Source organism: Halobacillus sp. A1 (assembly GCF_024189295.1).
GTDB lineage: Bacteria > Bacillota > Bacilli > Bacillales > Halobacillaceae > Halobacillus_A.
The window spans coordinates 1-23,708 of record NZ_JAIZEN010000022.1 but is presented as its reverse complement, the minus strand read 5'-3'; the positions used below and the strand labels follow the sequence as shown (position 1 = coordinate 23,708).

Here is a 23,708-nt window from a genome sequence, read left to right as displayed (position 1 = left end):
TGTGTTTACAGGAATCGTTGAAGAAATAGGGTCTGTCAAAGGGATTAAAACAAAAACAGAAGCACTAGAAATCAGTATTCAGGCGAAAGATATATTGGACGATGTGAATTTAGGAGACAGCATATCCATTAACGGCGTTTGTCTGACAGTCACAAGCTATACCGATCGAAGTGTTGAATTTGATGTGATGCCGGAAACCTTTAGAGCTACGAACCTTAACGAGCTGAAGCAAGGAAGTCCTGTCAATTTAGAGCGAGCCATGGCAGCAGGAGGCAGGTTCGGCGGTCATTTAGTTTCCGGACATATCGATGGAACCGGTCAGATCGTCAATAAAACGCCTGAATCCAATGCGGTTTATTATGAAATTGAATTACCGGATGAACTTATAAAATATTTCGTTTATAAAGGATCGATTGCAGTAGATGGAACGAGCTTGACCGTTTTTGGAGTGAAGGAGAACAAGGTAACCATCTCCCTCATTCCACACACGATGGAACATACGGTACTAGGGAATAAAGGCACGGGAGATCGAGTGAATATCGAGTGCGATATGATTGGCAAGTACGTAGCGCATTTTTTAGGAAAAGATGAGCCGGACGAAAAATCGCAGATGACCAAAGAATTTTTAAGTGAAAACGGATTTGCTTAACGGAAGGAGCAGCACTATGTTTGATTCAATTGAAATAGCTATAGAACGTTTAAAACAAGGTAAAATGGTTATTGTATGTGATGACGAAGATCGTGAGAATGAAGGGGATTTGATAGGTCTGGCCGAGCATGCATCGACGGAGATGATCAATTTCATGATCACTCACGGCCGTGGTCTGGTCTGTGCCCCTGTAACAGGAGAAATCGCTGAACAGCTGGAACTCATTCCTATGGTAGGAACGAATACCGACCCCAATCAAACGGCATTTACCGTAAGTATCGATCATAAAAACACAACTACCGGTATATCTGCGGATGAACGGGCATTAACAATTCGAGAGTTGTTGAATCCTGAGTCGAGCCAGGAAGACTTTCAAAAACCTGGACACATCTTCCCGCTTGTGGCTAAAGATGGAGGTGTCCTTCGCAGAGCCGGCCATACCGAAGCAGCCGTCGACCTGGCCGTTTTAGCAGGATCCAAACCAGCGGGGGTCATATGTGAAATCATTAAAGATGACGGCACAATGGCACGAGTGCCTGACTTAAGAAAAATGGCCGATGAATTTGATATCCCGATGATTACAATTGCGGATTTGATTCAATACCGTCACCGCCATGAAGATCACGTAAAACGTGAAGTGGAGATTCAGCTTCCTACAGAATACGGAGATTTCCGAGCTGTCGCCTATTCAAATGACATTGATCATAAAGACCACATCGCATTAATCAAAGGGGACATCAAACCTGGAGAACCAACACTCGTCCGTGTCCACTCAGAATGTTTAACAGGAGACGTGTTCGGATCGTACCGTTGTGACTGCGGTCCGCAGCTTCATAACGCATTAAGGCAAATCTCTGAGAATGGCAGCGGAGTGCTGCTTTACATGAGACAAGAAGGACGAGGTATCGGTCTTGTTAATAAAATGTTTGCATATAAGCTGCAAGAGGAAGGGTTAGATACAGTAGAAGCCAACGAAAAACTAGGCTTCGGTCCCGACCTCCGCGATTACGGAGTAGGAGCACAAATACTGCGAGATCTCGGAATTTCCAAGATCAAGCTGTTGACCAACAACCCTAAGAAAATCTCAGGACTAAGCGGCTGGGACCTAGAAGTTGTAGAAAGAGTTCCAATCGAAACCCCATCCAGAAAAGAAAACGAACTCTACCTGAAAACCAAACAATCCAAAATGGGCCACCTCTTTCATTATTAGGTAGAAAAGCGGAAGCGGCCTGGGGTAAAGGAAGATCGGCTAAAACCGGCACGTCCTGTGCCAACGCCGACCTGACCCCCATCCTGGGCCCCCAGGACCGGACGCATAAGCAAAACAACGAAGTGAAGCGAGTCACCAAAATCAAGTAAAACAACAATAAAGGAGAGAGACAATTGGTAAAAGTATTAGAAGGAAATTTAGTAGGCAGCGGTTTGAAAGTAGGAATTGTAGTTGGACGTTTCAATGACTTCATTACAGGACGTTTATATGAAGGTGCGGTAGATGCGCTTAAACGTCATGGAGTAAATTTAGATGATGTAGAAGCAGCGTATGTACCGGGGGCTTATGAAATCCCGATGGTAGCAGGTAAAATGGCTAATTCAGGAAAGTATGATGCTGTGATTACGCTTGGCGCAGTCATTCGCGGCTCCACTCCACACTTTGATTACGTGTGTGGAGAAGCGGCTAAAGGGGTGTCTCAAGCCTCCATTCAAAGCGGAGTGCCTGTCATTTTTGGTGTCATCACGACAGATACTATTGAACAAGCTATTGAGCGTGCTGGAACGAAAGCAGGGAATAAAGGCTGGGAAGCGGCAACAGCTGCAATAGAGATGGCTAATTTGAATCGTCAATTCGAAGTATAATGAATGAAGTCCCTTGAACTGCGGTTCAGGGGACTTTTCAATAAGGGGCTCGGATTCGATTAATTTTGTATATAACAGGGTACATCTAGAGCAGTGAGATTTTTGAAATGAGGGTTTTGTATGGGGAAGCGGATCGTATGGTTTCGCAGAGACTTAAGACTTAATGACCAAACGGCATTATCACGTGCTGTGCAGGATAGTGGGGAAGGGGACGAGATTCTCTTCATTTTTCACATCCATCCTAAATTGATCGAGGAATTTACGGTGCGACATGATTACTTTTTCCAGACGGTTGAAGCGCTCGCGAAAGAGTGTGAGACTTACAAGGCGCCGATTCACTTTTTGTATGGAGAAGAGGAAGAAGCATTCGGCCAGCTCATTCACAACGCTGGTGAAATCAGCGGTGTATACTTCAATTATGATGAGGTGGGTTTTGGTAAGCAAAGAGATGATCATATGATTGAATGGTTTCACGAACAAAGGATTCCGGTATATTCTTCGATCGATCACCACATTCATTCTGCGAGAGAAGTTACTAAGAAGGATGGCGGATTCTATAAAGTATTCTCTCCTTATTTTAAACAATGGCAGCAGCTTGATAAGCCCGAAGTTCAAACTGTGGACTTGGAAAAAGTTAAACAGTATGGAGTGGATGAACGGGAACATTATAAAGAAGGCGGGAATAAATGGGCCTCGCTGCAGAAACAATTTGAATATAAAGGAAATGATATAGGTGAAAATGCTGCATTAGAGAGGCTTGATCTCTTTTTAGACGGGGCTATTTATGATTACGAGGAGCAGCGTGACATCCCAGCTGTGGATGGGACAAGCTTGATGTCCCGCTTTTTGAAGACAGGGGCGATTTCTCCAAGGACGATTTACCACAAAATCAGAGAAGAAACAGACGGCCGCAAAGGGCAAAAGGGAATAGACACCTACGTTCAAGAAATTGCCTGGCGCGACTTCTATAATATGATTTATCATTTTTATCCAGAAGCTCACGATCTTGAGATGGTTGAGAAGTATCAGGGAATCGATTGGAATGTGGATGAAGAATACTTAGAACGCTGGAAAAAAGGTGAAACCGGCTTTCCCCTCATAGACGCTGCGATGCGCCAGCTGAATGAAACAGGATGGATGCATAACCGGTTGCGCATGGCGGTGGCTTCATTTTTGACAAAGGATCTACTGATGGACTGGCGACTCGGCGAAAAATATTTTCAGGAACGTTTGGTAGACTACGATGCCGCTTCAAATATAGGGGGCTGGCAGTGGGCGGCTTCGACCGGCACTGATCCCGTCCCGTATTTTAGGGTGTTCAATCCTACCCGGCAATCTGAGCGGTTTGATCCTCACGGCCGGTTCATTAAAGAATGGGTGCCCGAATTGGAGAATGTAGAAAAGAAGTACATCCATGCACCTGGTACCATGCCGGAAGATATTCAACAAAAGGCAGGTTGTCAAATCGGGAAAGACTATCCTGAACCGATTGTGGATCATAAAACAATGAGAAATAAGGCGATTGACCGCTTTAAACGAGTGAAAGACTATAATTGATATTATGACGTGGAGGTAATTACATTGACGACACATCGCAAACAATTAGAAAAGTATGCAGAATTGGCACTGAAGAAAGGCGTAAATATTCAGTCAGGACAAGGGTTGATCATCAATGCTCCGATTGAGGCGGCTGACCTTGTTCGCATCATTACAGCTAAAGCTTATGGAAAAGGTGCGAAGAATGTCCATATCGAGTGGAGCGACGAAATGGTAAGCTACATGAAAATGAAAAACGCTCCTATGAGCATCCTTGAGAATTTTCCGAAATGGAAAGTGGATGCGTTGGAAGGAATGGTGAAGGATGGGTATTCCTTATTGACCGTTTACGGCCCTAATCCTGACTTGCTGAAGGGGATAGACTCTGAACGTATTGCTAAAGCCAATAAAGCGAGTGGAGAAGCATTGACGACGTATCGGGATTATATTATGAATGATAAAGTGACGTGGTCGATCATCGCTTACCCACAGGCTTCCTGGTCTGAAAAAGTGTTTCCTGACGACACCACAGCCAATGCTCAAAAGAAATTATGGGAACAGATTTTTTCTATTACTCGTGTCGATCAACCCGATCCGCTCAAAGCGTGGGAAGAGCATAATGAGACGCTGAGAAAAGCGCGCGAATACTTGAATTCAAAGCAATACAAAAAACTTCATTATAAAGGTCCGGGCACAGATTTGACGATTGACCTCGTTAAGGACCACATCTGGCATGGCGGCTCAACGGAGTCAGAAAAAGGCGTAGAGTTCAATCCGAACATGCCGACCGAAGAAGTGTTCACAATGCCTCATAAAAACGGAGTTCAGGGAACGGTAAGCAGTACGAAACCGCTTAGCTACGGCGGAAATTTGATCGAAAACTTCACTTTGACGTTCGAGAATGGAATAGTAGTCGATTATACGGCTGAGTCAGGAAAAGAGACGTTGAAGCATTTGTTAGAGTCTGATGATGGAGCGAAGCGGTTAGGAGAAGTGGCACTTGTGCCGGATGAATCACCTATCTCTCAATCCGGTCACATATTCTTCAACACGCTGTACGATGAAAATGCTTCTTGTCACCTGGCCTTAGGTAAAGCATATCCGACGAATGTCAAAGGAGGCTCCTCCATGACGAAGGAACAGATGAACCAGCAGGGAGTCAATGACAGCCTCGTACATGAGGATTTCATGATGGGGTCTTCTGAGCTTGATATTGATGGAGAGAGTCATGAGGGACAATTCGAACCTGTTTTCCGTAACGGCTCATGGGCGATTGATTTTGAATAAGACATGTTGAAAAAACGGGCTTATTGAGCTCGTTTTTTCTATGTTAAAGTTCCGTGTTGATATTCACTTAAGATCCCTTTAGTGGAAGACTCAGTTTCGAGACATAGTGAGAGTTTAGGGGCTACAGGAAACGGTTCGCTTTCCGTGGGGCGGGGGCTGAGCCTCCTCGAGCTTCGCTCAGTGGGGTCTCACCTGTCCCGCTAATCCCACAGGAGTCTCACCTTTTCCTTCCGCCCCTTTCCATATAAGTATCTCGAAACCGCTTCAAGGAAAGCAACATTCTCAATGTAAGCATGTCTTCGAAAGAATTTCTATAGAGCGTTTTCCACCTATAGGACAATAATGACGGAAATCTTTCCTTATGGGGGAGGTTTCTCTATTTCATAGAACGGGGGGGTTGGAAAGCGAGTAGCTTCCCAACCACCCCTGACTGTCAACCTGGCAACGAACCCAGTTTATCTCGGAATCAAGTCTTCCACTATCCTCCCATATTGTCGAATAACTCACGTATCAATATCAACAACCACCTTTAACATAGCTTTTTTGTGAAAGCAGGCCATACTCGCCTCTATCAATTGTTACAGTTTTATCAAAATAATTACAGTTTGGTTAAAAGCCTGTGAAAATTAATTCATTCACGCTCCAAGTATGTTAAAAAAGTATAGATAGGTTTTAATTCTAAAAAAAGAGTGTATAAATGTATTATAGTAAATCTAGAGGTGAAACGATATGAAGAAACGGGACGCGCTTTTTGATAACGCAAAGATATTTTTAATATTTCTCGTTGTATTCGGCCACATGGTTCAGCCGGCTACACATGAGTCACGTGAAATGTACACCGTTTATACGTGGATTTATACGTTTCACATGCCTGCATTTATTTTTCTTGCCGGCTTTTTCGCTAAAGGTGCAGGAAACAAAGATTATATCATCAATTTAGCTAAAAAATTAATACTTCCTTACTTGGTTTTCCAGTTTGTGTATACAGGCTATTTCCTATTCATTGGTAAAGATGGATGGTTGAATGCTCCGTTCTATCCCCACTGGTCTCTATGGTTCTTGTTCAGTTTATTCTGCTGGCATATTCTTTTGATTGTCTTCCGCAAAATGCCTCCTATGATAGGAATAGCTCTGGCAGTCGGGATTGGAATTGTTGTCGGGTATGCGGACAGTATCGATCAAACGTTCAGTTTGTCTCGTACCTTTGTATTTTTCCCGTTTTTCTTAATCGGGTATTGGCTGACGAAAGATACGGTCAAGAAGTGGAGAATGCCTAGCGTTCGAGTTGCGAGTTTGGTCTTTATGACCGCGCTGGCTATCGTCATAGCGCTTGCTCCTGAATTCAATTCGGATTGGCTGCTTGGTTCTAAATCCTATCAAACGTTAGGTGAGCCTGAATTAGGCGGACTTTACCGATTTGGAGTCTATCTGCTTGGTGTTTTAATGACGGTAAGCATTATGTCTTGGATTCCGAACACCCATTACAGCTTCACTGCCTTAGGCGGACAAACCCTGTACGTGTATTTACTGCATGGTTTTATCGTGCAGTTGTTCAGACAGCAAGACTGGGTACAAATCAATAATGTAGCGGATTTTGCATTCTATGTCGTATTTTCAGGTTTAATTGTTTATCTGCTGTCAACCAGCACCATTCGTACCATTACTCAGCCGTTTATAGAAGGCCGGGCTGCTTTATTGAAGAGCCAGTTAGCCCGCAGCAATGACAACGATCGATATCGCACAAATTAATAGCAAATACCTCCCTTATGTTTGAAAAAGCTGTTCTTGTGAGAGAATAAGCGGACAAGAGAAGGGAGGTATTTTTTATGCCAAAAATACTTATGGTTGCTACAAACGCAGATCAGATTGCTGATCGAAAAACAGGCTTATGGCTTTCGGAATTTATCGAACCAGCCACCGAATTCCAGCATGCAGGAATTGAAGTGACAGGGGCGAGTCTTAAAGGTGGGAAGATCCCAATCGATCCTCACAGTTATAGTAATGAACTTCCCCGCGTGTGGGACGGAGTGATGAAGCCAATACATGATACGATCAAACTCTCTGAAGTGATCCCTGAAGAATATGATGGCATCTTTTTTTGCGGGGGCCACGGGGCTATGGTAGATTTTCCGAACGCAAAGGAGATCTCGACGTTGCTTGCTCATTTTGCTCATCATTCGAAACCCATCGGGGCAGTTTGTCATGGCGCTGCCGCGTTTATAGGTGCGGAGGACGTAAACCATAATCTAATTATCAAAGGTAAAAAGGTGACAGGGTATTCTAATGAAGAAGAGAAGGCTGCGGGGATGATGAGTGCCGTACCGTTTTCACTGGAGGACGAGCTTGAAAAGGCTGGCGCCACCTATGAAGCGGCAGCACCTCAAGAAGAGCATGTGGTAGAGGATGGTTTTTTCATTACAGGGCAGAACCCTCAGTCTACGCGTGCCATCGCCGAACTATACAAGAATCGTTTATTATGAAAACGAAGCTGTACCAATAGTTTTTTAAGTCTGCAAGATCGGTTTCGTTATGTGTTACTAGGAGAAATGGGGACTTGGAGGTGAATCGCTTTCCGCGGGGAAGACGGCAAGCCTCATTGAGCTAAAAGCTCTGTGGGGTCTTGCCAGTCTATCCTTTCCCGCAGCCCTAACTCTCCTTAATGTCTCGGAATCGGTCCTTTGAAGTTTTGTATAAAAAAAAACAGGGCTGTCCATAAAAGTCTGGATCTTAGACTTTTTGGACAGCCCCGTCTTTCGTTTAAAAGATCAGGTGAGCAATCAGTGCGATGACTGGAAGCGTAATAATCGTACGTAATAGGAAAATAATGAAAAGATCCTTCAGATTGACCGGAACTTTGGAGCCAAGCAGCAAGCCGCCGACTTCGGACATATAAATAAGCTGAGTAACAGATAAACTGGCGATGACAAATCGCGTCATCTCGCTTTCGATACTTGCTCCGATAATTGCCGGTAAGAACATGTCAGCAAAACCGACAAGGATCGTTTCCGAAGCTGCCGCTGCATCAGGAATCTGCAGCAGTTGCAGGAATGGAATGAACGGATAACCGAGCCACGTGAATACCGGTGTAAATTCAGCGATGACTAATGCGATGGTACCAAGTGCCATAACAATAGGAGCTACACCCATCCACATGTCCAGGATGTTTTGGCCGCCTTCTTTGAAAAATTGCACGGGTCCCTTTGCTTTGCTTCCGCGTTCTACGGCTTTAGAGTACGCATAAGTAATCGTGTTATGTTCATCAGGAATCTCTTCTTTGATGTCATCGGCTTCTTCCGTTACATACGTATTCGCTTTACGAGACAAAGGAGGTATTCTAGGCATAATTAATGCAGCTATGAATCCTGCGATGGCAACTGTCAGATAAAACGGAATGAACATGTGCTCCAGATCGACCTCGGAAATAACAACTAAGCTGAACGTGATCGATACGATAGAAAACGTTGTACCGATGACCGCAGCTTCCCTTTTTGTATAATATCCTTCTTCATATTGCTTACTGGTAAGCAGAACGCCGATCGTTCCATCTCCAAGCCACGAAGCAAGAGCATCGATCGAAGAACGTCCAGGGAGTTTGAACAAGGGACGCATCACCTTAGTTAATATGACCCCGAATAATTCAAGGAGTCCGAAGTTCAATAGTAACGGCAGGAACAAGCCTGCAAAAAGGAAAACAGCGAACAGTACATGTAGTAAGTCTCCTAAAAGTAGTCCGCCGGTGACATCGGAAATGATTGCTTCCGGTCCAATTTGGAAATAGACCATGACGGCAAAAATCATGCCGAGAACACGCGTGACGACCCAAACGGGCGGAACGTTGAAAAGAGATTTGAAAAACGGTGTGCCGTTCAACTTTTCGGGCCCTGCTACTTTAACAGCGACGGTGATCATCGCCGTAATGGAAATGATCAGCATCATAATCAGCGATATAGAGGATGCTAAAGTATCTTGCAGCCAGTTAGCTAAAATAGCGATTAATATAGTGACGCTTTCTTCTTCGCTATCATAGAAGGGAACCATGAATAGAATGATCCCGATCAATGAAGGAATAATAAATTTTAAATGAGAAGAAGCCCGGAATTGACTTGCTTTCATATAGGAACTCTCCCGTCTGTAAATAATAGTCTCTGTAAAAATCCCGTTTTGATATTCATATAAGCTGCCATACCCTGCAACCTCAGCTTTTAGATTATTTCATTTTCTAAGAATGGGTCCGGGAAATCACTCGCTTACCATAGGTGTAAGGTGAGCTTCCTAGCCTTATATGGTTACGAAACTCCATTACCATAGAACCGCGTCTTCTATACAACTGCCGTACCCAGGAATACACTCTTATGAAAAATCAACAACGACGTTTAACATAGCTAAGTAATAAAGAATAAATATACAGCGCTTTTAATTTTAATACGATTAAGGAAAAAAGCCAATAGAAAATATTAGGTGATATAATGATTTAAAATTCTGTCTACCGAGGGACCGTAACTTTCACCGAATATATTCAAATGGACGAGCAAATAAAAAAGCTGGTAGAGAGGTTTGATTTCCTCGTAGTATTCGGGGAGAGGGGAAACCTCTTGATAAGCATCATAGAACTCTTCCGGGAAGCCACCGAACAATTCAGTAAAGGCGATTTCAAAGGAAGGATCTCCGTATAAGATAGAAGGGTCAATTAAGTAAGGCTCACCCTCTGGCCCTGCTATATAATTTCCGCCCCATAAATCCCCATGTAGTAAAGAAGGGGAGGAGACGTCAGGGATCCACCGTTCCAACTGCTGAATCAGCTTCTCTAACTGCTGTTTTCTTTTCCCATTTATGTTTCCGTTCTCAACACCGATCTGCAGTTGGTTGCGCAATCGGAAATTGCGGTAATATTCGATCCAGGAATTCTGCCAGTCGTTGGGCTGATCGAGTTCTCCGACAAACGTAGGTTCCCCAAACCCATGAGCGTTGGATGTGTGCTGATGCATGAGTGCTAAATTGGTTCCGAGTTTTTGTCCGGTATCAGACTTCTTACGGCCTTCGATCCATTCGAGAACGAGAAAGCCGGGTTCATTGGATTGAGGTTCATCGTAATAAAAAACGTCCGGCACAGCGATGGTGTTTGATTTTTGAATCATTTGTAATCCTGCCGCCTCTGCTTTAAAGAAGTGGGGAGGAACGTTACGGTTGCCCTTTATGAAGTACTCGCGGCTGCCTGTGCGGACATAGAAAGCTTCATTGATATCTCCACCACTGACTGAACGGATTTTTTCTACTTCGCTATCATCTTTCAGGTTATGTAGTACACGATTTATCTCTCTTTTCATACATGACCTCCTCATTAAGCAGTTATTCATTTATACCCTTTAGGACGAAATCACAACCTTGAAAAAGAAAAAAGTCAGAGCGAGGCTCTGACTTTTTAGTGGATGATCGGTTTTACATTCTCGTATCTAGCTTCTCTTTCATAGGCGTAGATGGTGTGAATTTCTTCAAATCCCAGGCTTTCATACAGTTCTTCGGCTTGTTTGTTGTTTGTTCGAACGGAAATGGTGACGACTTGTACGTCGAACACATAAAAGGCGTACTGGAGAGCATGGTCGATCAGTGCTGAACCAATGCCGCTGCTGCGTTCAAAAGGAGATACATTAACGAAACATATTTCACCTTCCTGAGACGTAATCATTTCAAAATATAAATAACCAATCAGCTCACCATTTTGCTTATAGCCCCATAATTTATTTGTATCTTCTTGAGAAAGTTCTACCATTTCTTTCGTCGTATAATAGGCTCCCTCCGGGTGGAGCTCATCTAAAGCAGCATGCTCATAATCTTGAATTTCTTCAATAAAAGAGTTCTTTACATGGGAAGGCGTATAATGAGATTGGTGAAGTACCAGCGTCTTTTCAGTGTTATAAAGCTGGAAATGGTGACGTTCTGCAAAGGAAACCAAATCCTTGTTCGCTTCAAAACAAGCGACCTTGACGGCGTCAAAATGCAGCTGTACGGTAAGAGAAGCCTTCTCCCATAAACCTTCGATCACTTTTGTTCCCTTCCGAAGAGAAAAAGGTCCGAGCAAACGACATAGCTTTTGTTCGAAAAATGGCAGAATGCCAATGAAACCTATGATTTCTTCGTTTTCCCAGGCGACATAAGCAAGCGGTTCCTGAAATTGAGTAAGGGTCCAAATTTGTTCGAATATTTCATCAGGATCTGAAGCAAGCCAGGCAACATAATGTTGATCCTGCTCGTTCATGCCGTGCAGCCACTCAGCAACCGTATGTAATTGTTTTACTTCTAACTCCGTAATCTGCAAATCAATCACCTTTCTCCCTTTTGCTAAAATCATGCCATAAGAAGGTAGGGGAGTAAAGGAAATTCAATAGAAAAAACCAACCAGTGCGGGGAACTGGTTGGTTTAACTTACGTACTACTTATTTCCTTTTCCTTTACCAGGGTGGTCTTTATCTTTGTCTTTTCCTTTACCAGGCTTATCCTTATCTTTCCCTTTATCCTTGTATGTGATTTCATACTCGAATGGTACAGGATTCAACTGGTCTTGTGGAGCGGCATAGTACGTAGTCATGTACGTCTTACCAGGGCGGAAGGCTTTTTGGATATTCAATGCATCTTCCTCGGTTACGTTAAAAGGATCGACTTCGATGACTTGATGCTTGCCGCCTTTATTTTCCTTGATGAAGGTAACTCCGTAATTGATGAATTCCTCATTCAATTCATTTTCATTCACGAAGTCTTCAGCGATATTACTGTTTCCATCTAAAGCAATATTCGCTTCAGGTACATTGATATTATCAATGAACCAGCCATCATTTGTTGTTCCCCAGTCCGTAAGGTAACGGAAAGAAACGAGTACTTCTTCGCCGGCATATTCAGAAAGGTCGAACGTTTCATTCTGATATTCATCAAATGTGCCTGTAAATCCAGGGACGTTATCTTTGATCTTTGGATATCCATCTTCTACAACATCGGAACGCGTATTTTCATTATCAAGTGAGGTCCACGTGTCGCCGTTATCTGTGGAAACCTGAACGACTCCGAAGTCCCACTGTTCTTCGATATCCGCATAGTGATCGAAGTTGAGAGTTGCTTCGTTTAATCCAGTCAAATCAGCTTCGAAGATCAGCTTATTATCAGCTTCATCGCTATCGCCGCCGAACAGAACCTGCTCGCCGCTTCCAAGCGGGTCATCCACTGCTTCCCACTGAATCGGCATGAAGTCGATGCCGTTGAAGCTGAAGTCTTCTACTTTTTGACCAGGCTCGATGTTGAATTCTTTAAAGTCAGTACCCCAGGCAGGGACGCCGTCTTTTTCATAATCCTTTGCTTTTTCGAAATCAACCGTCATTCCGCGAGGCTCGTCCTGTCCATCTACAGGAAGATCGCGCAGGTCAATGTTTTCAAAGCCGTACAGGCCGCCTTTGTATTTGTTATCATCTAAAACTAAAGCAGAAGTGAAGTCTTGATACACTTCGTTAAAGGTTGTATCGATACCGAATTCTTCAAAAGCATCTTCATAGCTTTCAATGCTGTTCAATTCACTTTTCGCGATGTATCGGATGAATTCTTGTCCGAATCGTTCATAGTTGTAAAGGGTGAAAAGCTGCACCAGGCCATAGTCCGCAATAGTTTCAGGGCCGGTTTCAGCGTCTACGTGTTCGTCCCAGTTGGTAAGAGAGTTCTCAGGGTGATCCAGAAAGAAGTTGATAGAACCCTCAGACATCCCGTACCCGCCTAAGAACTCAGAGAAAGTCGACATGCCTTCATTGAGCCAGCTCGTCTCATCGGAATCATTATCTGCATGGATCAAGTGCTGCAGCTCATGAATCGTTGTGCTGAAAAATGTGCTTTCCAGACGCGTATCCCAGTCTCTGGAATCGATCGTGATCATATTACGGTCGGTATAGTTTTCTAATGTCTGCCAGAAGAAACCGGCAACGAAGAATGGATACTCCGGATCATAGTAGTTGTCATCCTTCACGTTGTCTACCATGATAAGGACTTTGTCTCCTTCTCCTTCTTCTTCGTAGTAGCCTTCGGGAACTGCACCAATGTCTTCAAGCAAGGCATTGCTGCCGTCCAGGCTGTCCGGACTACCGAAGAAATCTGTGGCTACAGGGTACATGTTCGTATCGAATTCCTCCGCCATTGTGTCAACCTGGTTCTGAGTAATGACGTGTGGATCACGCGGATCGTCCTCCGCAAAAGAAAGATCATTCGCTACCCATATTTCTGCGTGCTCGCTTTCACTTCTCAGAGTGAATTCCTTAAATGCAAGATCTCTGTCAAGGAACTGTTTCGTTCCTCCATCATATGTAAAATTACTCTCGGAGTCTGAATCCTCATCCTCATCAAAGTTCGTATTCTCAGCATTATCCTTTATCTTTTGCTCCGCCTCTTGCTGGAAACCTTGTTGGTTCTCTTCTTTTTCAAGCTTTCCGTCAATATCGATCGTATCGCCATACCGTTCTTTGTTCCAGTTCTCATACTGTGAGCTTGCGCTGACATCTGAATTTGCGGCTGGCGCAAATAAAGACAAACTCAAAGCGCTGACTGATAATAAAGCAGTCATCTGTTTTTTCATGTGCATGAATACCTCCTAATGGAATTTATTTCGTGACCCGCAATTTCCATTATAAGGCGTACATGAAAAATATTCAAAATATTTCGAATAGTAAATTGGAAGTATTTTTTAACTAACCATGTCATAAGTATGTCGATTGAAAGTCCTCATAAATAGCTAATTTATACTAATTATGATGGAAGGTGTAGAATGAATGTCGATTTTTATTTTGTGAAAACCTTAATATATCAGTGTATAAACCTTTACTTATTCCGAAAAGGCAAAAGGGGGGCTGAAAGACTTAATTTTTGTGTTTATTATTGAGAGGATTTTGACAGGGCGTCTTAGGGTAAATATAAATGTCGAATGGATAGAATGGAGAGGTTATCATGAAGGCACGTTTAAAATACATATCGCTTTATCGAATAACCGTCATTGTATGGATGGCTCTGAAATTCCTCATTCAAATCTTCTGGTTCAAAAAGAGACACAGGATTTGGGACCAGGAAACGAAACGGAAGTGGGAGTCCTTGCTTGTCAGCCAAGCCGAAGAATACCGGCGTAAGGCTATCCAGTTAGGGGGACTGCTTATAAAATTCGGGCAGTTTCTTAGCTCGAGAGGAGATTTGCTTCCTCAGTCTTTCATTCGTGAACTGGAAGGATTAGTAGACCGGGTCAAGCCCGTCCCGTTCAAGTACTCGAAGCAGACGATTGAAGAAGACTTGAATGCATCGATCGACGACCACTTCCGACAGATCGATACGAAGCCGATAGCTTCGGCTTCTATAGGAGAAGTGTACAAAGCAGAGCTGCTCGATGGCACGCCAGTTGCGGTGAAAGTACAGCGCTACCGGGTACGAGAGATTTTCCGGATGGATTTCAAAGCATTGAGAATCGTTTTCTTCATTCTTGGGAAATTCACAAAGTATGGGAAAAAAGCCGATCTTCCGGCCTTATACCGTGAAGTCGTAGCCGTCATTACGGATGAACTGGATTTCACGATGGAACTGAAGAACGGCAATCATTTCAAAAAGAGATTCAAAGATTTCAATGATGTGTATATTCCAGAATACTATCGTGATCTTTCGACGAAGAGAGTGCTGGTCATGGAGTGGATTGAAGGGGAGAAGATTACCGATATCCATTTCATGAAGAGCCATGGCATTGAAAGGGAACGGATTGCTAAAATCCTGTTTGATTTATGTGTCGAGCAATTTTTGTTTGCCGGGATGTTCCACTCGGACCCTCACCCAGGAAACTTGATGCTTAAGCCGGATGGGACCGTAGTCATCATTGATTTCGGTATGGTAGGCGAAATCAAACAGCAAGACGCCAACTCGATCCGCATGATGGTCCAGGGCTTTATCATGGATGATTATGACCGGGTAATCGACGCATTATGGGAAATGGACTTTTTATTAGACAACGCAGATACAGAAAAGGTCAAAAAAATGATCAAGCAGACGACAGACATGTATTTAGAGGGAGATCTCAAGAAGCTGGATGCTCATTTGATGAATGATATTCTTGAAGACTTACAGGAATTCATCAAAGAACAGCCGATTCAGCTTCCGGCGGATTATGCTTTCCTAGGAAGAGCTACCTCCATTATCGTGGGAGTGCTGACGTCGATTTATCCTCAAGTAGATTTAGTGGAGTGGGGCCGGCCTGTCATCAAGAAATGGATGACAGGTGAGAATTCAAGCTTCTCTCTTTATAAAGAAATAGCTAAAGATACAGCTAAACCTTTGATGTCCCTGCCTCGGGCTCTTGTTGAATACTTAGAGGATGGAGATAAAGAAAGAGAGTGGAAGTCTGTAAAACAGCAGCAGAACCTTTTTCATCAATTCTTTCTATTTTATGCCTGGCTATCGTTCATTTTGCTTCTAATTGGAACAGGTGGTGTCATATTCTTACAACAAACAGGGGTTTCGAGTTATTTGAACTTGGCGTGGGCCGTCACAGCTATCGCCGGAGCGGGACTCTTCATCATCCTAATCAAACACTACCGTATGATCAAAAAGATTAGACAATAAAAGGAGGAATCAGTATGAGTTTGTTAAGGAAAGGGTTTTACCTGGGATTAGGCGCAGCTATCAGCGGAAAAGAGAAATTCGAAAAAGGTCTGAACGAAATGGTCAGAAAAGGGGATGTGTCCCCGGCGGAAGCAAGAGAAATGCTGAATGCCTGGCTGGCCAAAGGAGAAGTGAAAAATAAAGAATGGAATGAACAAGCCCAGGCGCGAATGCAGGACCATGTCAAAGAGCTTGGTTTTGTCACCCGTGAAGAATATGAATTACTAGAAGCCAGACTGCAGCGACTGGAAAATCAAAACAAACAGTAAAGAAACAGCCCTTTTCCTTGTTGAAGAAAAGGGCTGTTTAAGTTAGTAGAGAAAATTTGAGTTTTCCAAAAGCCTTTTTGTGGCTAACGGACGCACGTCCGAGTCTTCTGGTACGTGCCCGCCCTTGTAGATAAATAGCCCCCCAATTTATAAATTAAACTGGTTGAATAAAGAACCAATGTGCTTAAGGTCAGGCAAATCAATCTTCCATTGAAACGCGCGTTTTATGATCCGAGAAATGGTTTCGTTCCTCAAATTATCGTAATGGGTCTTGGAAATGGTGAGACTCCTGCGGGAAAGGATAGACTGGCAAGACCCCGCAGAGCGTTAGCTCGAGGAGACTTGCCGTCTTCCCCGCGGAAAGCGATCCATTTCCAAGACCCCATTTCTCTATACAAAACAACGAAACCAGGTAAATACTCACTTAAAAAAACGTCCAGCTTACCGGTTTAGTCGGTCTGCCAAACAATTCAATAGCTTTAGCGATCTCATCATGGTTACCATCAGCGTCTGCTTTATTATAATCGAGCAGCTTCTGTAAGGGAATGCATCCCATCAGCAGAGAAGAAAGATCAGCAATATCTATAGACAAGCTGATACCATGACCAAGATGCTCATCACTCATCTGAGGCTTGCCGTTTTGAAATTGGATACTATGCGCACTTTCTTCATTCAACAGTGAATCAGTCACTTTAAAGTTGATGGCGACCGTTTGCTGTCCAAAAGAATGATCGGCAATATACATCATGAAAAGAGGAACGTTAACAATCCGGTACATGAGTCCCGTACCCCGTTCATGGGTGCCATGATAGATACGATGGATCAATTGCTTCGACGCGTGACGAGGATCATGGAACATAAAGGCGAAGTCATCATCGAAGGTAGGGAAAATGATATTCGATACCTGGTCCTTCTGTTGATGAAGGAAAGTAAGCAATGATTGAAAAGCTTCATTAGAATTGCTGAACCAGTCGATAATCTTCAAGTCATGCTTGAAGCTGCTATCCTGTTTCATTTCATAAACGAGGTACCCTTTTAACTGTCCGTTTATCCGGCAGCCTACTGTATGCGTATGTTCTGCAGCTATATGACGAAATTCGTACTCCTGTTTATCACAGGCTCCATGGTGATCTTCCGCCCAGTCGTGGTAACAGCGTTTAATGTCTTCCAGATGATTTTCGTTCAAAGGAATGACAGCATCCGCCTCATTAAAATAAGGGACCTGGCCCGGAGATACACGGAATACGTTCAGCTGAGGTCCGAAACCGAATCCCATCTTCCGGTAAAAGTCCGGCCGGAAAGGGTAGAGCTGCATAAGAGGGAAGCCTTCTCCGCGAGCTTTCCCGATGGCGTGGATTATCATGTCTTTCGCAATTCCTCTTTTTTTATAAGGGAGGTCGACCGCGAGCGTACCGACTCCGACAGAAGGGAGCGTTTGGTCATAAACATTCATAGGAAAGGCGTATGCTATGTAGCCGCCCACCATTTGATCCTCTTCATAAACAGCATTATGAGAAACCATATCGTACGATTCCATCCGTTTGCGGTGTTCAGTCATTTCTTTTTTATCTTCAGCGGTCCGCACCTCCATCATCGGGTAACAGCGGCTCAGTATATCGGTAAACGTCTTAAAATCATCCATTTGTTTAAAATCCATTGTTTTAGCGCCTCCTCATCTTAACTATTCCATTATAGAATACTAATATCAGTAAAAAAACCGTCAGTGTCAAGAGCGCCAGGTTTATTTGATAACCCGCTCCAAAAGCGAGGTAATTTAAGAAGGGGGCGGCTTGAGGCGGGTGGGATAAATACAAATAATTGGTTTCGAATAGTCGGTTAAAGACGCCAATTGCTACAGCATAGAGCACTAAATACATATAGGTTTCGAGCATACCCTTCAGATTAATTGTAAATTTCATAGTCAGGAGCAGGAATATGCTTGTCCAGGGAATTGCCATATGGTGAACGAAAAATTTCCAATAACGGTAATGCTCGTACCCGTGAGGTATTTCAGGGGTGATCAAAGCCATAAGGGCAGGAATGATTCCTATGAAAACATTCATTTGAATGAGTTTTTTATGATAAGTGAGCAGGCTGATCATGCCAAGTAGAGAAGCGATTCCACATAAATGAAGGGGCAAATGTTCGGCTGATGACGCCAGCCCATGGTGAAGAGCCCACAATTGGTAACTGGCTTCCGATAAGAAAAGGAAAATGAATAAAATCCAGCGTACCCATTGATGAGCCTTCGTCCCTTTTCTTAAAGCGGGAGCGTAGACAACGATAAGAAGGAAGCCGAGTCCAAATACAGCCAGCATGATGACATGGCTGAATCCGAACATTTCAAAAGCGTGGTCACTTGTTAAGCCGAACCATTGCTGCATAAGGAACACATCCTAGTTGAACTATATTTCTTGTGCTATGATTCTATCATACCTGTACCAAGGGGAGAGGGGTATTATGGACAGAGTGAACTGTTTCAAATGTATTCATTTTTATTCGACGTGGAACCCGCAATTTCCTCGGGGATGTAAAGCTTATGGATTTAAAGGAAGAGAAGTGCCTTCACAGACCGTGCTGAAAACGACAGGCACGCCATGTATGCAGTTCTGTCCGAAGCCTGTGCAGACTGAGAAGAAAAAGCTGCGATCTTCCTCACGGTTGGACATTCAGCTGTAAATAAAATGTAATGTCAGATTATATATCGTCTCTATGAATAAAATGTGGTATGCTGATGAATATTTAATACTAGAGTGAAAGGAGATGAATAAAAAAATGGAAAGAGAAAAATGGGGCACGAAGCTTGGTTTCATGCTTGCTGCTATGGGATCTGCTGTCGGGCTGGGCAATATTTGGCGGTTCTCTTTTGTAGCAGGAAACAATGGAGGAGGCGCCTTTTTAATTTTATATCTTTTGTTTGTCATTTTGATCGCTGTCCCGCTTTTGCTGACTGAAGTCAGTATTGGACGAAAAGCGCAGAGTGACGTCGTAGGTTCTTTCAAAAAACTGGCACCGGGGACCCCTTGGTTTTTAACAGGCTTTTTTGGTGTGTTCAGCGCTTTTTTAATTTTAGGGTTTTACAGTGTAGTCGCTGGCTGGTCAATGTTTTACTTGTGGAATTACATCACAGGAAGTTTCGCTTCACAGCCCGAGGCTGGATATGAGGGGGCCTTTGGTGCCTTTACCTCTCATTCGTGGCAGCCGCTGTTCTGGGTCGCTTTATTTATGGCACTGACGATCATCATCGTTGTCAGCGGTGTTAAGAGAGGGATCGAATCGGCTAATAAAATATTTATGCCCGTACTTGCTATCATATTAATTGTTCTTGCATTTTACAGTGTTTCCTTTGAGGGAGCGTCTGAAGGTCTGCGATTCTTATTTTCTCCAGACTGGTCCGCTTTTAGTGATCCTTCCATTTATATTGCTGCTTTAGGACAAGCCTTTTTTTCACTAAGTCTTGGAATGGGTGCGATGTTGACGTATGGCAGTTATTTATCAAAAGAACACAAACTGCCTGGGGCGACAATGGGGATCGGGTTGATGGATTCCTTATTCGCCATCGTTTCAGGAATTGTGATTTTCCCTGCTGTTTTTGCATTCGGAATCGATCCTGCTTCGGGTCCACCGCTTGTATTCATTACGCTGCCGACGATTTTTGAGCAGATGCCTTTAGGCGGGTTTGTGGGTCTGGTGTTCTTTTTTGCCTTAGTGTTAGCGGCTTTATCGTCTTCTGTATCAATTTTGGAAGTGCCGACCGCTTACTTTATGCGTGTCTTCAACTGGCCGCGCCAATTCACAAGTGTTGTCATGGGGGCGATCATGTTCTGCCTTGGCATCATTGTATCGTTAGGGTTCGGAATTTGGTCAGGAGTGACTCCGATCGGAGATTTAGGCATTCTCGACTCAATGGACTACGTGGCTTCTAATATACTGCTGCCACTAGGAGGATTGGCGATGGCGTTGTTTGTCGGCTGGTATTTCACGAAACAGCAGGCACTCGAGGCTACAGATTTCACAGGCTCATCAATAGGACAAGTATGGTATGTAATTATCAAGTTCCTAGCGCCGGTATTGATCGTTTTAATTTTCTTAAATGCTTTAGGGTTTATATAAGATGGAAGCAGCTTCATCCTGTGAGGGGTGAAGCTGTTTTTTTTGTGAGAGGCCTTGTTAAAGTTCCGTGTTGATATTCATATAAGCTTCCTTATGCTGAAGGCTCAGTTTCGAGCTGTTTGGGGATGTTTCCGTTATGTTTAACAGTGCAAAGAGCTCCGGGAAATCACTCCCTTTCCGTGGGAGCGCGGTGAGCTTCCTCGGACGTCCCGTCCTGCGGGATCTCACCAAGCACTCTCTTCCCACAGGAGTCTCGCGATTTCCCGGAGCTCTTTACGTTCATTAGTAGGAAACCCCAATGACTGAATATAGCACTTAAGAGCAGGGAACAAGCCCAAACCTAAACGCTATTTGGAGCATGTCAAGCGAAAGATGTACACCACCTCCACACATACAGGGAGCACAGAGGCTCCACCCTTGCGCCCATCAATCCTTTCCTGGACATTTAACAGGGTTTTGCAGAATGAAACGTGAAGAGCAGGTGATACGTAAGAATAATAAAGGAGGCGGTTCCTTGTTTAAATATTTTGCAATAGGGCTTATTATTCTGGCAGGAGCAGGCGTCGTATGGTTCATGTCGGGAGATGAAAATTTATTCGTCAGAACGATAGCTGTTTCAGCAGGAATACCTTTGTTTTTGGCTGGAATTCTTACGGGGGCTTTTGTAAGCGGAGATCGTAATCGGGCGAATTTCCATACGGAATCAACTCAGGGTCGAAGTTTTAGAAAAAGCCTGACGTTGAAGCTAGTTGTCATCAGTTCTCCGAGTGACGTCATGTTCGTGATTATGCTCGTCGACTATTGGATGACTTCGTAAGGGACTCTAAAGGGAAGGGTCTCTTTTTTCTGCAAAAAATCAAGGGGAATTACGGCCCTTGTTAGCTCATACTTACAGAAGCATGTTATGATAAGTGCGGAAGTTTTTTATCAATTGTAAAAGGAGTCATATCATATGGCGATTTCAAATCAAACGATACTCAAAAAAATGTCGAGCGAGATACAAGAAGCCATGCTGAACCATGGCGATGACCATCGTGTGCGTGAGCACGTCCGCGCGGTTAAACTGCTGGCGGATCTGGTGTTGGATCAGGACAGCGCCTCCCAGGCGGTTCCAAAGCAGAAAAGTTCCGTTCAGGAGCCGACAGTCGAGGAAATCAGACAAATGATGGGGAACGATCAGCCTGTCCAAAAACAAACATCCGCCCCACAGTCGGATGGACATGATGAGGCGAACGGAAAATCCATTTTTGATTTTTAAGGAGTGACAGACGTTGAAAATATTTTTAATTTTAGGTGTGTTGAATGGCTTCTTAGCGGTTGCCCTCGGAGCCTTTGGCGCCCATGGGCTGGAAGGCAAAGTTTCTGAAAAAGGGCTGAGCCAATGGGAAAAAGCCGTCGATTATCAAATGTTCCATACGATGGCTCTGTTCGTTACCGCATTATTAATGGGCAAAATCCAGACCGTGATGATGACAGGGGCCGGATGGTTCTTCGTGGCTGGAATCATTTTATTCTCAGGCAGTTTATACGCGTATGCTCCTACAGGGATTAAAACCTTTGCGATGATTACCCCGCTTGGCGGCTTATCCTTTCTCATCGGCTGGGTTCTGCTTGGCTATGCCATCATCAAGAACATTTAAAAATATAAAATGGTCGTGAAGATCAATAAAATAACAGCACGCAGCAACTGGCTTATACAAGAAGCTAGCTGCTGCTTTTTTAATTCTATATAACCATTGATCAGTAAGCTGATACTAAGAATATATAACATGAACAGCACGATCCACTGGTGCTCCAAATGGAAGAAAGCTACGATAGCCAGCAGTAATGCCAGACCAAGAGCGGCGAGCTCCAGGCGCATCAATGGTGCATAGGGATGCCGCATACGATCACCCCTTTCTAGTAGTATAGAACAGGTGGTTTAACGAGGAGAGTAACTGTTCGTGCCGCCGTTAAACGGGTAGTCGTAGTTGATTTCTTCATCAAACGTAATGTAGTCGAGGTATACCATCAATAGAATATACCTTTTATCGGTCTTTGGATCACTTAAAATGATATGGTCACGACCAGCGGCTTCGATAATCCCCTTGAAAACTTTCGCATTCCATTCGTCATTATTTTCAAAAGTCATATAAACCGTGGCTTCTTTTCCGCGATTTAACCGCAGGATATTTTCGATATAGGATTCTTCTAAAGCGAGCATCCCTTGCGAATTCCCATTCCCACTTCCACTACCATAATTGAAACCGTTGGAAGTCGTAGGCACCTGCATGCCTGCACCGGCAACAGTACCTCCGTTCGATCCGTTAGAGCCTCCCATACCTTGTTGATACATATAAGGATTGCCAGGGTAGTACGGAACATTGCCATGAGGCATTCCCTGCATTCCCTGCATTCCCTGCATTCCTTGCATTCCTTGCATGCCTTGATACTTCTTCGCCAAGCCAATCACTCCTTCAATAGATTAATAAACGGACGGACAATCTGCGCGTGTTGGAGCAAAGAAACAGTGAGATTTATACCTGCCGACATTAGGCTGGTCGAACCATGTAGCTGGACAGTCACCTTCAGGCATAAAAAACCAAAGAGTATTTGTGGCGGGATGAAAACGTTCCCCTCTAATTACACGACGTGCTAAATCAATATCCCTCTGTCGAGCGCGTTGATAAAAGTATCCCTTTTGAGTCGCCTCGAACCCGCCCGGACTTTGATAAACCATATTACGGATAGAGCGGATATCTTTGAAATCAATACAATTACCCCTTACACGGTTCACCCCGGTGTTCCCGACCATCAGCATCCCCAGTTTTCCATCTCCTTCGGCTTCCGCTCTCATCAACCGTGCCAATAATTTAACGTCTTCTTCGTTGGAAGGAACGACAGCCATGCTTTCACCTCGTTTCGAAAAAGCTGACTCTCTATCACTATATGAAACAGCCTGCCTAAGATATGAGTAAAAATTGTTTGAAAGGGAGGACACGAAATTGGTTATTGATGTAAGATATTAGTGAATGAAGAGGGGAGGAGGCTGCTTGATGCAAATCTTATACATAGAGGATGACGGAGAAATCGGAGAATGGGTCGTCAGGAAGCTGCAGTCTTGTTTCCCAACCACCCTTTGCTCTATACAGTAACGAATCCCATATGTAAAATGAAGTCTTCAGTATTTCTGCCTGCATTTCATAAAGCTCACATAATCAACAAAAAAAGCCCCGCCAATAAGGAGGCCACTGAAAAAGTCCATGATAAAACTAAACACGCATCCTTTCTTTGAAAATCAAAGAAAGGATGCGTGTTTTCTTGTATAATGAAAGAACTACATAAAAGTGAGGGATTCGATGTTAGAC

Annotated in this window: 23 protein-coding genes; 14 read left to right on the top strand and 9 right to left on the bottom strand. The window is 43.8% G+C overall.

Translation table 11 applies throughout. From position 1 onward, the window contains the following. Window position 1 precedes the first annotated feature (1 nt). The 7 genes from ribE to LF817_RS16885 all read left to right on the top strand — a co-directional run bounded on the left by ribE (window position 2) and on the right by LF817_RS16885 (window position 7,806). Entirely contained in the window at window positions 2-649 is a 648-nt protein-coding gene (ribE, locus tag LF817_RS16915) for a riboflavin synthase (protein WP_253936995.1), read from the top strand. 16 nt (window positions 650-665) lie between these two features. Continuing rightward, a complete protein-coding gene (locus LF817_RS16910; protein ID WP_253936994.1) occupies window positions 666-1,859 on the top strand; it encodes a bifunctional 3,4-dihydroxy-2-butanone-4-phosphate synthase/GTP cyclohydrolase II in 1,194 nt (397 codons plus the stop codon). A gap of 173 nt (window positions 1,860-2,032) precedes the next feature. Further along, window positions 2,033-2,503, top strand: coding sequence for a 6,7-dimethyl-8-ribityllumazine synthase (gene ribH, locus LF817_RS16905; protein WP_253936993.1), 471 nt, complete (start codon window positions 2,033-2,035; stop codon window positions 2,501-2,503). Between the two features lie 120 nt (window positions 2,504-2,623). Beyond that, window positions 2,624-4,060, top strand: a complete 1,437-nt coding sequence (locus LF817_RS16900) for a cryptochrome/photolyase family protein (RefSeq protein ID WP_253936992.1) — start codon at window positions 2,624-2,626, stop codon at window positions 4,058-4,060. Between the two features lie 24 nt (window positions 4,061-4,084). Beyond that, window positions 4,085-5,326, top strand: a complete 1,242-nt coding sequence (locus tag LF817_RS16895; protein WP_253936991.1) for an aminopeptidase — start codon at window positions 4,085-4,087, stop codon at window positions 5,324-5,326. 729 nt (window positions 5,327-6,055) lie between these two features. Further along, on the top strand, window positions 6,056-7,075 hold the full coding sequence (locus LF817_RS16890; protein ID WP_253936990.1) for an acyltransferase family protein: 1,020 nt from the start codon (window positions 6,056-6,058) through the stop codon (window positions 7,073-7,075). Window positions 7,076-7,152: 77 nt separating this feature from the next. After that, window positions 7,153-7,806, top strand: coding sequence for a type 1 glutamine amidotransferase domain-containing protein (locus tag LF817_RS16885; protein ID WP_253936989.1), 654 nt, complete (start codon window positions 7,153-7,155; stop codon window positions 7,804-7,806). 277 nt (window positions 7,807-8,083) lie between these two features. Here LF817_RS16885 and LF817_RS16880 read toward each other — a convergent pair whose 3' ends face one another. The 4 genes from LF817_RS16880 to LF817_RS16865 all read right to left on the bottom strand — a co-directional run bounded on the left by LF817_RS16880 (window position 8,084) and on the right by LF817_RS16865 (window position 13,925). After that, a complete protein-coding gene (locus LF817_RS16880) occupies window positions 8,084-9,439 on the bottom strand; it encodes a YjiH family protein (protein WP_253936988.1) in 1,356 nt (451 codons plus the stop codon). A gap of 341 nt (window positions 9,440-9,780) precedes the next feature. Continuing rightward, window positions 9,781-10,650, bottom strand: coding sequence for a fructosamine kinase family protein (locus tag LF817_RS16875; RefSeq protein WP_253936987.1), 870 nt, complete (start codon window positions 10,648-10,650; stop codon window positions 9,781-9,783). 95 nt (window positions 10,651-10,745) lie between these two features. Beyond that, complete coding sequence (locus LF817_RS16870) at window positions 10,746-11,648, bottom strand: GNAT family N-acetyltransferase (RefSeq protein WP_253936986.1); 903 nt, start codon at window positions 11,646-11,648, stop codon at window positions 10,746-10,748. A gap of 105 nt (window positions 11,649-11,753) precedes the next feature. Further along, complete coding sequence (locus LF817_RS16865; RefSeq protein ID WP_253936985.1) at window positions 11,754-13,925, bottom strand: M6 family metallopeptidase; 2,172 nt, start codon at window positions 13,923-13,925, stop codon at window positions 11,754-11,756. A 368-nt stretch (window positions 13,926-14,293) separates the two neighbouring features. Here LF817_RS16865 and LF817_RS16860 point away from each other — a divergent pair, with 368 nt between their 5' ends. Further along, a complete protein-coding gene (locus LF817_RS16860; protein ID WP_253936984.1) occupies window positions 14,294-15,940 on the top strand; it encodes an ABC1 kinase family protein in 1,647 nt (548 codons plus the stop codon). A 14-nt stretch (window positions 15,941-15,954) separates the two neighbouring features. Beyond that, window positions 15,955-16,248 carry a phasin family protein gene (locus LF817_RS16855; RefSeq protein WP_253936983.1) on the top strand — a complete coding sequence of 98 codons (294 nt, stop codon included), beginning with the start codon at window positions 15,955-15,957 and terminating at the stop codon, window positions 16,246-16,248. A gap of 424 nt (window positions 16,249-16,672) precedes the next feature. On the opposite strand, the gene LF817_RS16850 is transcribed toward LF817_RS16855, so the two are convergent. Together LF817_RS16850 and LF817_RS16845 are read right to left on the bottom strand one after the other, a co-directional pair. Beyond that, window positions 16,673-17,905 (bottom strand): GNAT family N-acetyltransferase, encoded by a 1,233-nt coding sequence (locus tag LF817_RS16850; RefSeq protein ID WP_253936982.1) that lies wholly within the window; start codon window positions 17,903-17,905, stop codon window positions 16,673-16,675. 4 nt (window positions 17,906-17,909) lie between these two features. After that, window positions 17,910-18,632, bottom strand: coding sequence for a YwaF family protein (locus LF817_RS16845; RefSeq protein WP_253936981.1), 723 nt, complete (start codon window positions 18,630-18,632; stop codon window positions 17,910-17,912). A 76-nt stretch (window positions 18,633-18,708) separates the two neighbouring features. Between LF817_RS16845 and LF817_RS16840 the strand changes: the two genes are divergently transcribed. The 5 genes from LF817_RS16840 to LF817_RS16820 all read left to right on the top strand — a co-directional run bounded on the left by LF817_RS16840 (window position 18,709) and on the right by LF817_RS16820 (window position 22,001). Continuing rightward, window positions 18,709-18,927 (top strand): hypothetical protein, encoded by a 219-nt coding sequence (locus LF817_RS16840; protein WP_253936980.1) that lies wholly within the window; start codon window positions 18,709-18,711, stop codon window positions 18,925-18,927. A gap of 96 nt (window positions 18,928-19,023) precedes the next feature. Then, entirely contained in the window at window positions 19,024-20,361 is a 1,338-nt protein-coding gene (locus LF817_RS16835) for a sodium-dependent transporter (RefSeq protein WP_253936979.1), read from the top strand. A gap of 514 nt (window positions 20,362-20,875) precedes the next feature. After that, window positions 20,876-21,178, top strand: a complete 303-nt coding sequence (locus tag LF817_RS16830; RefSeq protein WP_253936978.1) for a DUF5316 family protein — start codon at window positions 20,876-20,878, stop codon at window positions 21,176-21,178. Between the two features lie 135 nt (window positions 21,179-21,313). Next, window positions 21,314-21,619 (top strand): YwdI family protein, encoded by a 306-nt coding sequence (locus LF817_RS16825; RefSeq protein WP_253936977.1) that lies wholly within the window; start codon window positions 21,314-21,316, stop codon window positions 21,617-21,619. Between the two features lie 13 nt (window positions 21,620-21,632). After that, the gene (locus LF817_RS16820) at window positions 21,633-22,001 is read left to right on the top strand and encodes a DUF423 domain-containing protein (protein WP_253936976.1); all 369 of its coding nucleotides are present in this window, start codon (window positions 21,633-21,635) and stop codon (window positions 21,999-22,001) included. Here LF817_RS16820 and LF817_RS16815 read toward each other — a convergent pair. From LF817_RS16815 to LF817_RS16805, 3 genes are read right to left on the bottom strand one after another with little or no spacing between them, the layout of a single operon-like run. After that, the gene (locus LF817_RS16815) at window positions 21,998-22,246 is read right to left on the bottom strand and encodes a hypothetical protein (protein ID WP_253936975.1); all 249 of its coding nucleotides are present in this window, start codon (window positions 22,244-22,246) and stop codon (window positions 21,998-22,000) included. The two genes, LF817_RS16820 and LF817_RS16815, sit on opposite strands and share 4 nt — an antisense overlap. A 36-nt stretch (window positions 22,247-22,282) precedes the next feature. Further along, window positions 22,283-22,783 (bottom strand): spore coat protein GerQ, encoded by a 501-nt coding sequence (gerQ, locus tag LF817_RS16810; RefSeq protein ID WP_371925088.1) that lies wholly within the window; start codon window positions 22,781-22,783, stop codon window positions 22,283-22,285. Window positions 22,784-22,825: 42 nt separating this feature from the next. Continuing rightward, window positions 22,826-23,248 carry a cell wall hydrolase gene (locus LF817_RS16805; protein WP_253936973.1) on the bottom strand — a complete coding sequence of 141 codons (423 nt, stop codon included), beginning with the start codon at window positions 23,246-23,248 and terminating at the stop codon, window positions 22,826-22,828. Window positions 23,249-23,708 lie beyond the last annotated feature (460 nt).

What these genes read in the sequence shown, in the direction of transcription:
- LF817_RS16865 (WP_253936985.1), bottom strand. Translation starts at nt 13,925, where the DNA reads ATGAAAAAACAGATGACTGCTTTATTATCAGTCAGCGCTTTGAGTTTG.
- LF817_RS16840 (WP_253936980.1), top strand. Translation starts at nt 18,709, where the DNA reads ATGGACAGAGTGAACTGTTTCAAATGTATTCATTTTTATTCGACGTGG.
- LF817_RS16855 (WP_253936983.1), top strand. Translation starts at nt 15,955, where the DNA reads ATGAGTTTGTTAAGGAAAGGGTTTTACCTGGGATTAGGCGCAGCTATC.
- LF817_RS16900 (WP_253936992.1), top strand. Translation starts at nt 2,624, where the DNA reads ATGGGGAAGCGGATCGTATGGTTTCGCAGAGACTTAAGACTTAATGAC.
- LF817_RS16860 (WP_253936984.1), top strand. Translation starts at nt 14,294, where the DNA reads ATGAAGGCACGTTTAAAATACATATCGCTTTATCGAATAACCGTCATT.
- LF817_RS16805 (WP_253936973.1), bottom strand. Translation starts at nt 23,248, where the DNA reads ATGGCTGTCGTTCCTTCCAACGAAGAAGACGTTAAATTATTGGCACGG.
- LF817_RS16825 (WP_253936977.1), top strand. Translation starts at nt 21,314, where the DNA reads ATGGCGATTTCAAATCAAACGATACTCAAAAAAATGTCGAGCGAGATA.
- LF817_RS16815 (WP_253936975.1), bottom strand. Translation starts at nt 22,246, where the DNA reads ATGCGGCATCCCTATGCACCATTGATGCGCCTGGAGCTCGCCGCTCTT.
- LF817_RS16835 (WP_253936979.1), top strand. Translation starts at nt 19,024, where the DNA reads ATGGAAAGAGAAAAATGGGGCACGAAGCTTGGTTTCATGCTTGCTGCT.
- LF817_RS16845 (WP_253936981.1), bottom strand. Translation starts at nt 18,632, where the DNA reads ATGCAGCAATGGTTCGGCTTAACAAGTGACCACGCTTTTGAAATGTTC.
- LF817_RS16910 (WP_253936994.1), top strand. Translation starts at nt 666, where the DNA reads ATGTTTGATTCAATTGAAATAGCTATAGAACGTTTAAAACAAGGTAAA.
- LF817_RS16875 (WP_253936987.1), bottom strand. Translation starts at nt 10,650, where the DNA reads ATGAAAAGAGAGATAAATCGTGTACTACATAACCTGAAAGATGATAGC.
- LF817_RS16890 (WP_253936990.1), top strand. Translation starts at nt 6,056, where the DNA reads ATGAAGAAACGGGACGCGCTTTTTGATAACGCAAAGATATTTTTAATA.
- LF817_RS16885 (WP_253936989.1), top strand. Translation starts at nt 7,153, where the DNA reads ATGCCAAAAATACTTATGGTTGCTACAAACGCAGATCAGATTGCTGAT.
- LF817_RS16880 (WP_253936988.1), bottom strand. Translation starts at nt 9,439, where the DNA reads ATGAAAGCAAGTCAATTCCGGGCTTCTTCTCATTTAAAATTTATTATT.
- LF817_RS16850 (WP_253936982.1), bottom strand. Translation starts at nt 17,905, where the DNA reads ATGGATTTTAAACAAATGGATGATTTTAAGACGTTTACCGATATACTG.
- gerQ (WP_371925088.1), bottom strand. Translation starts at nt 22,783, where the DNA reads ATGCAAGGAATGCAAGGAATGCAGGGAATGCAGGGAATGCAGGGAATG.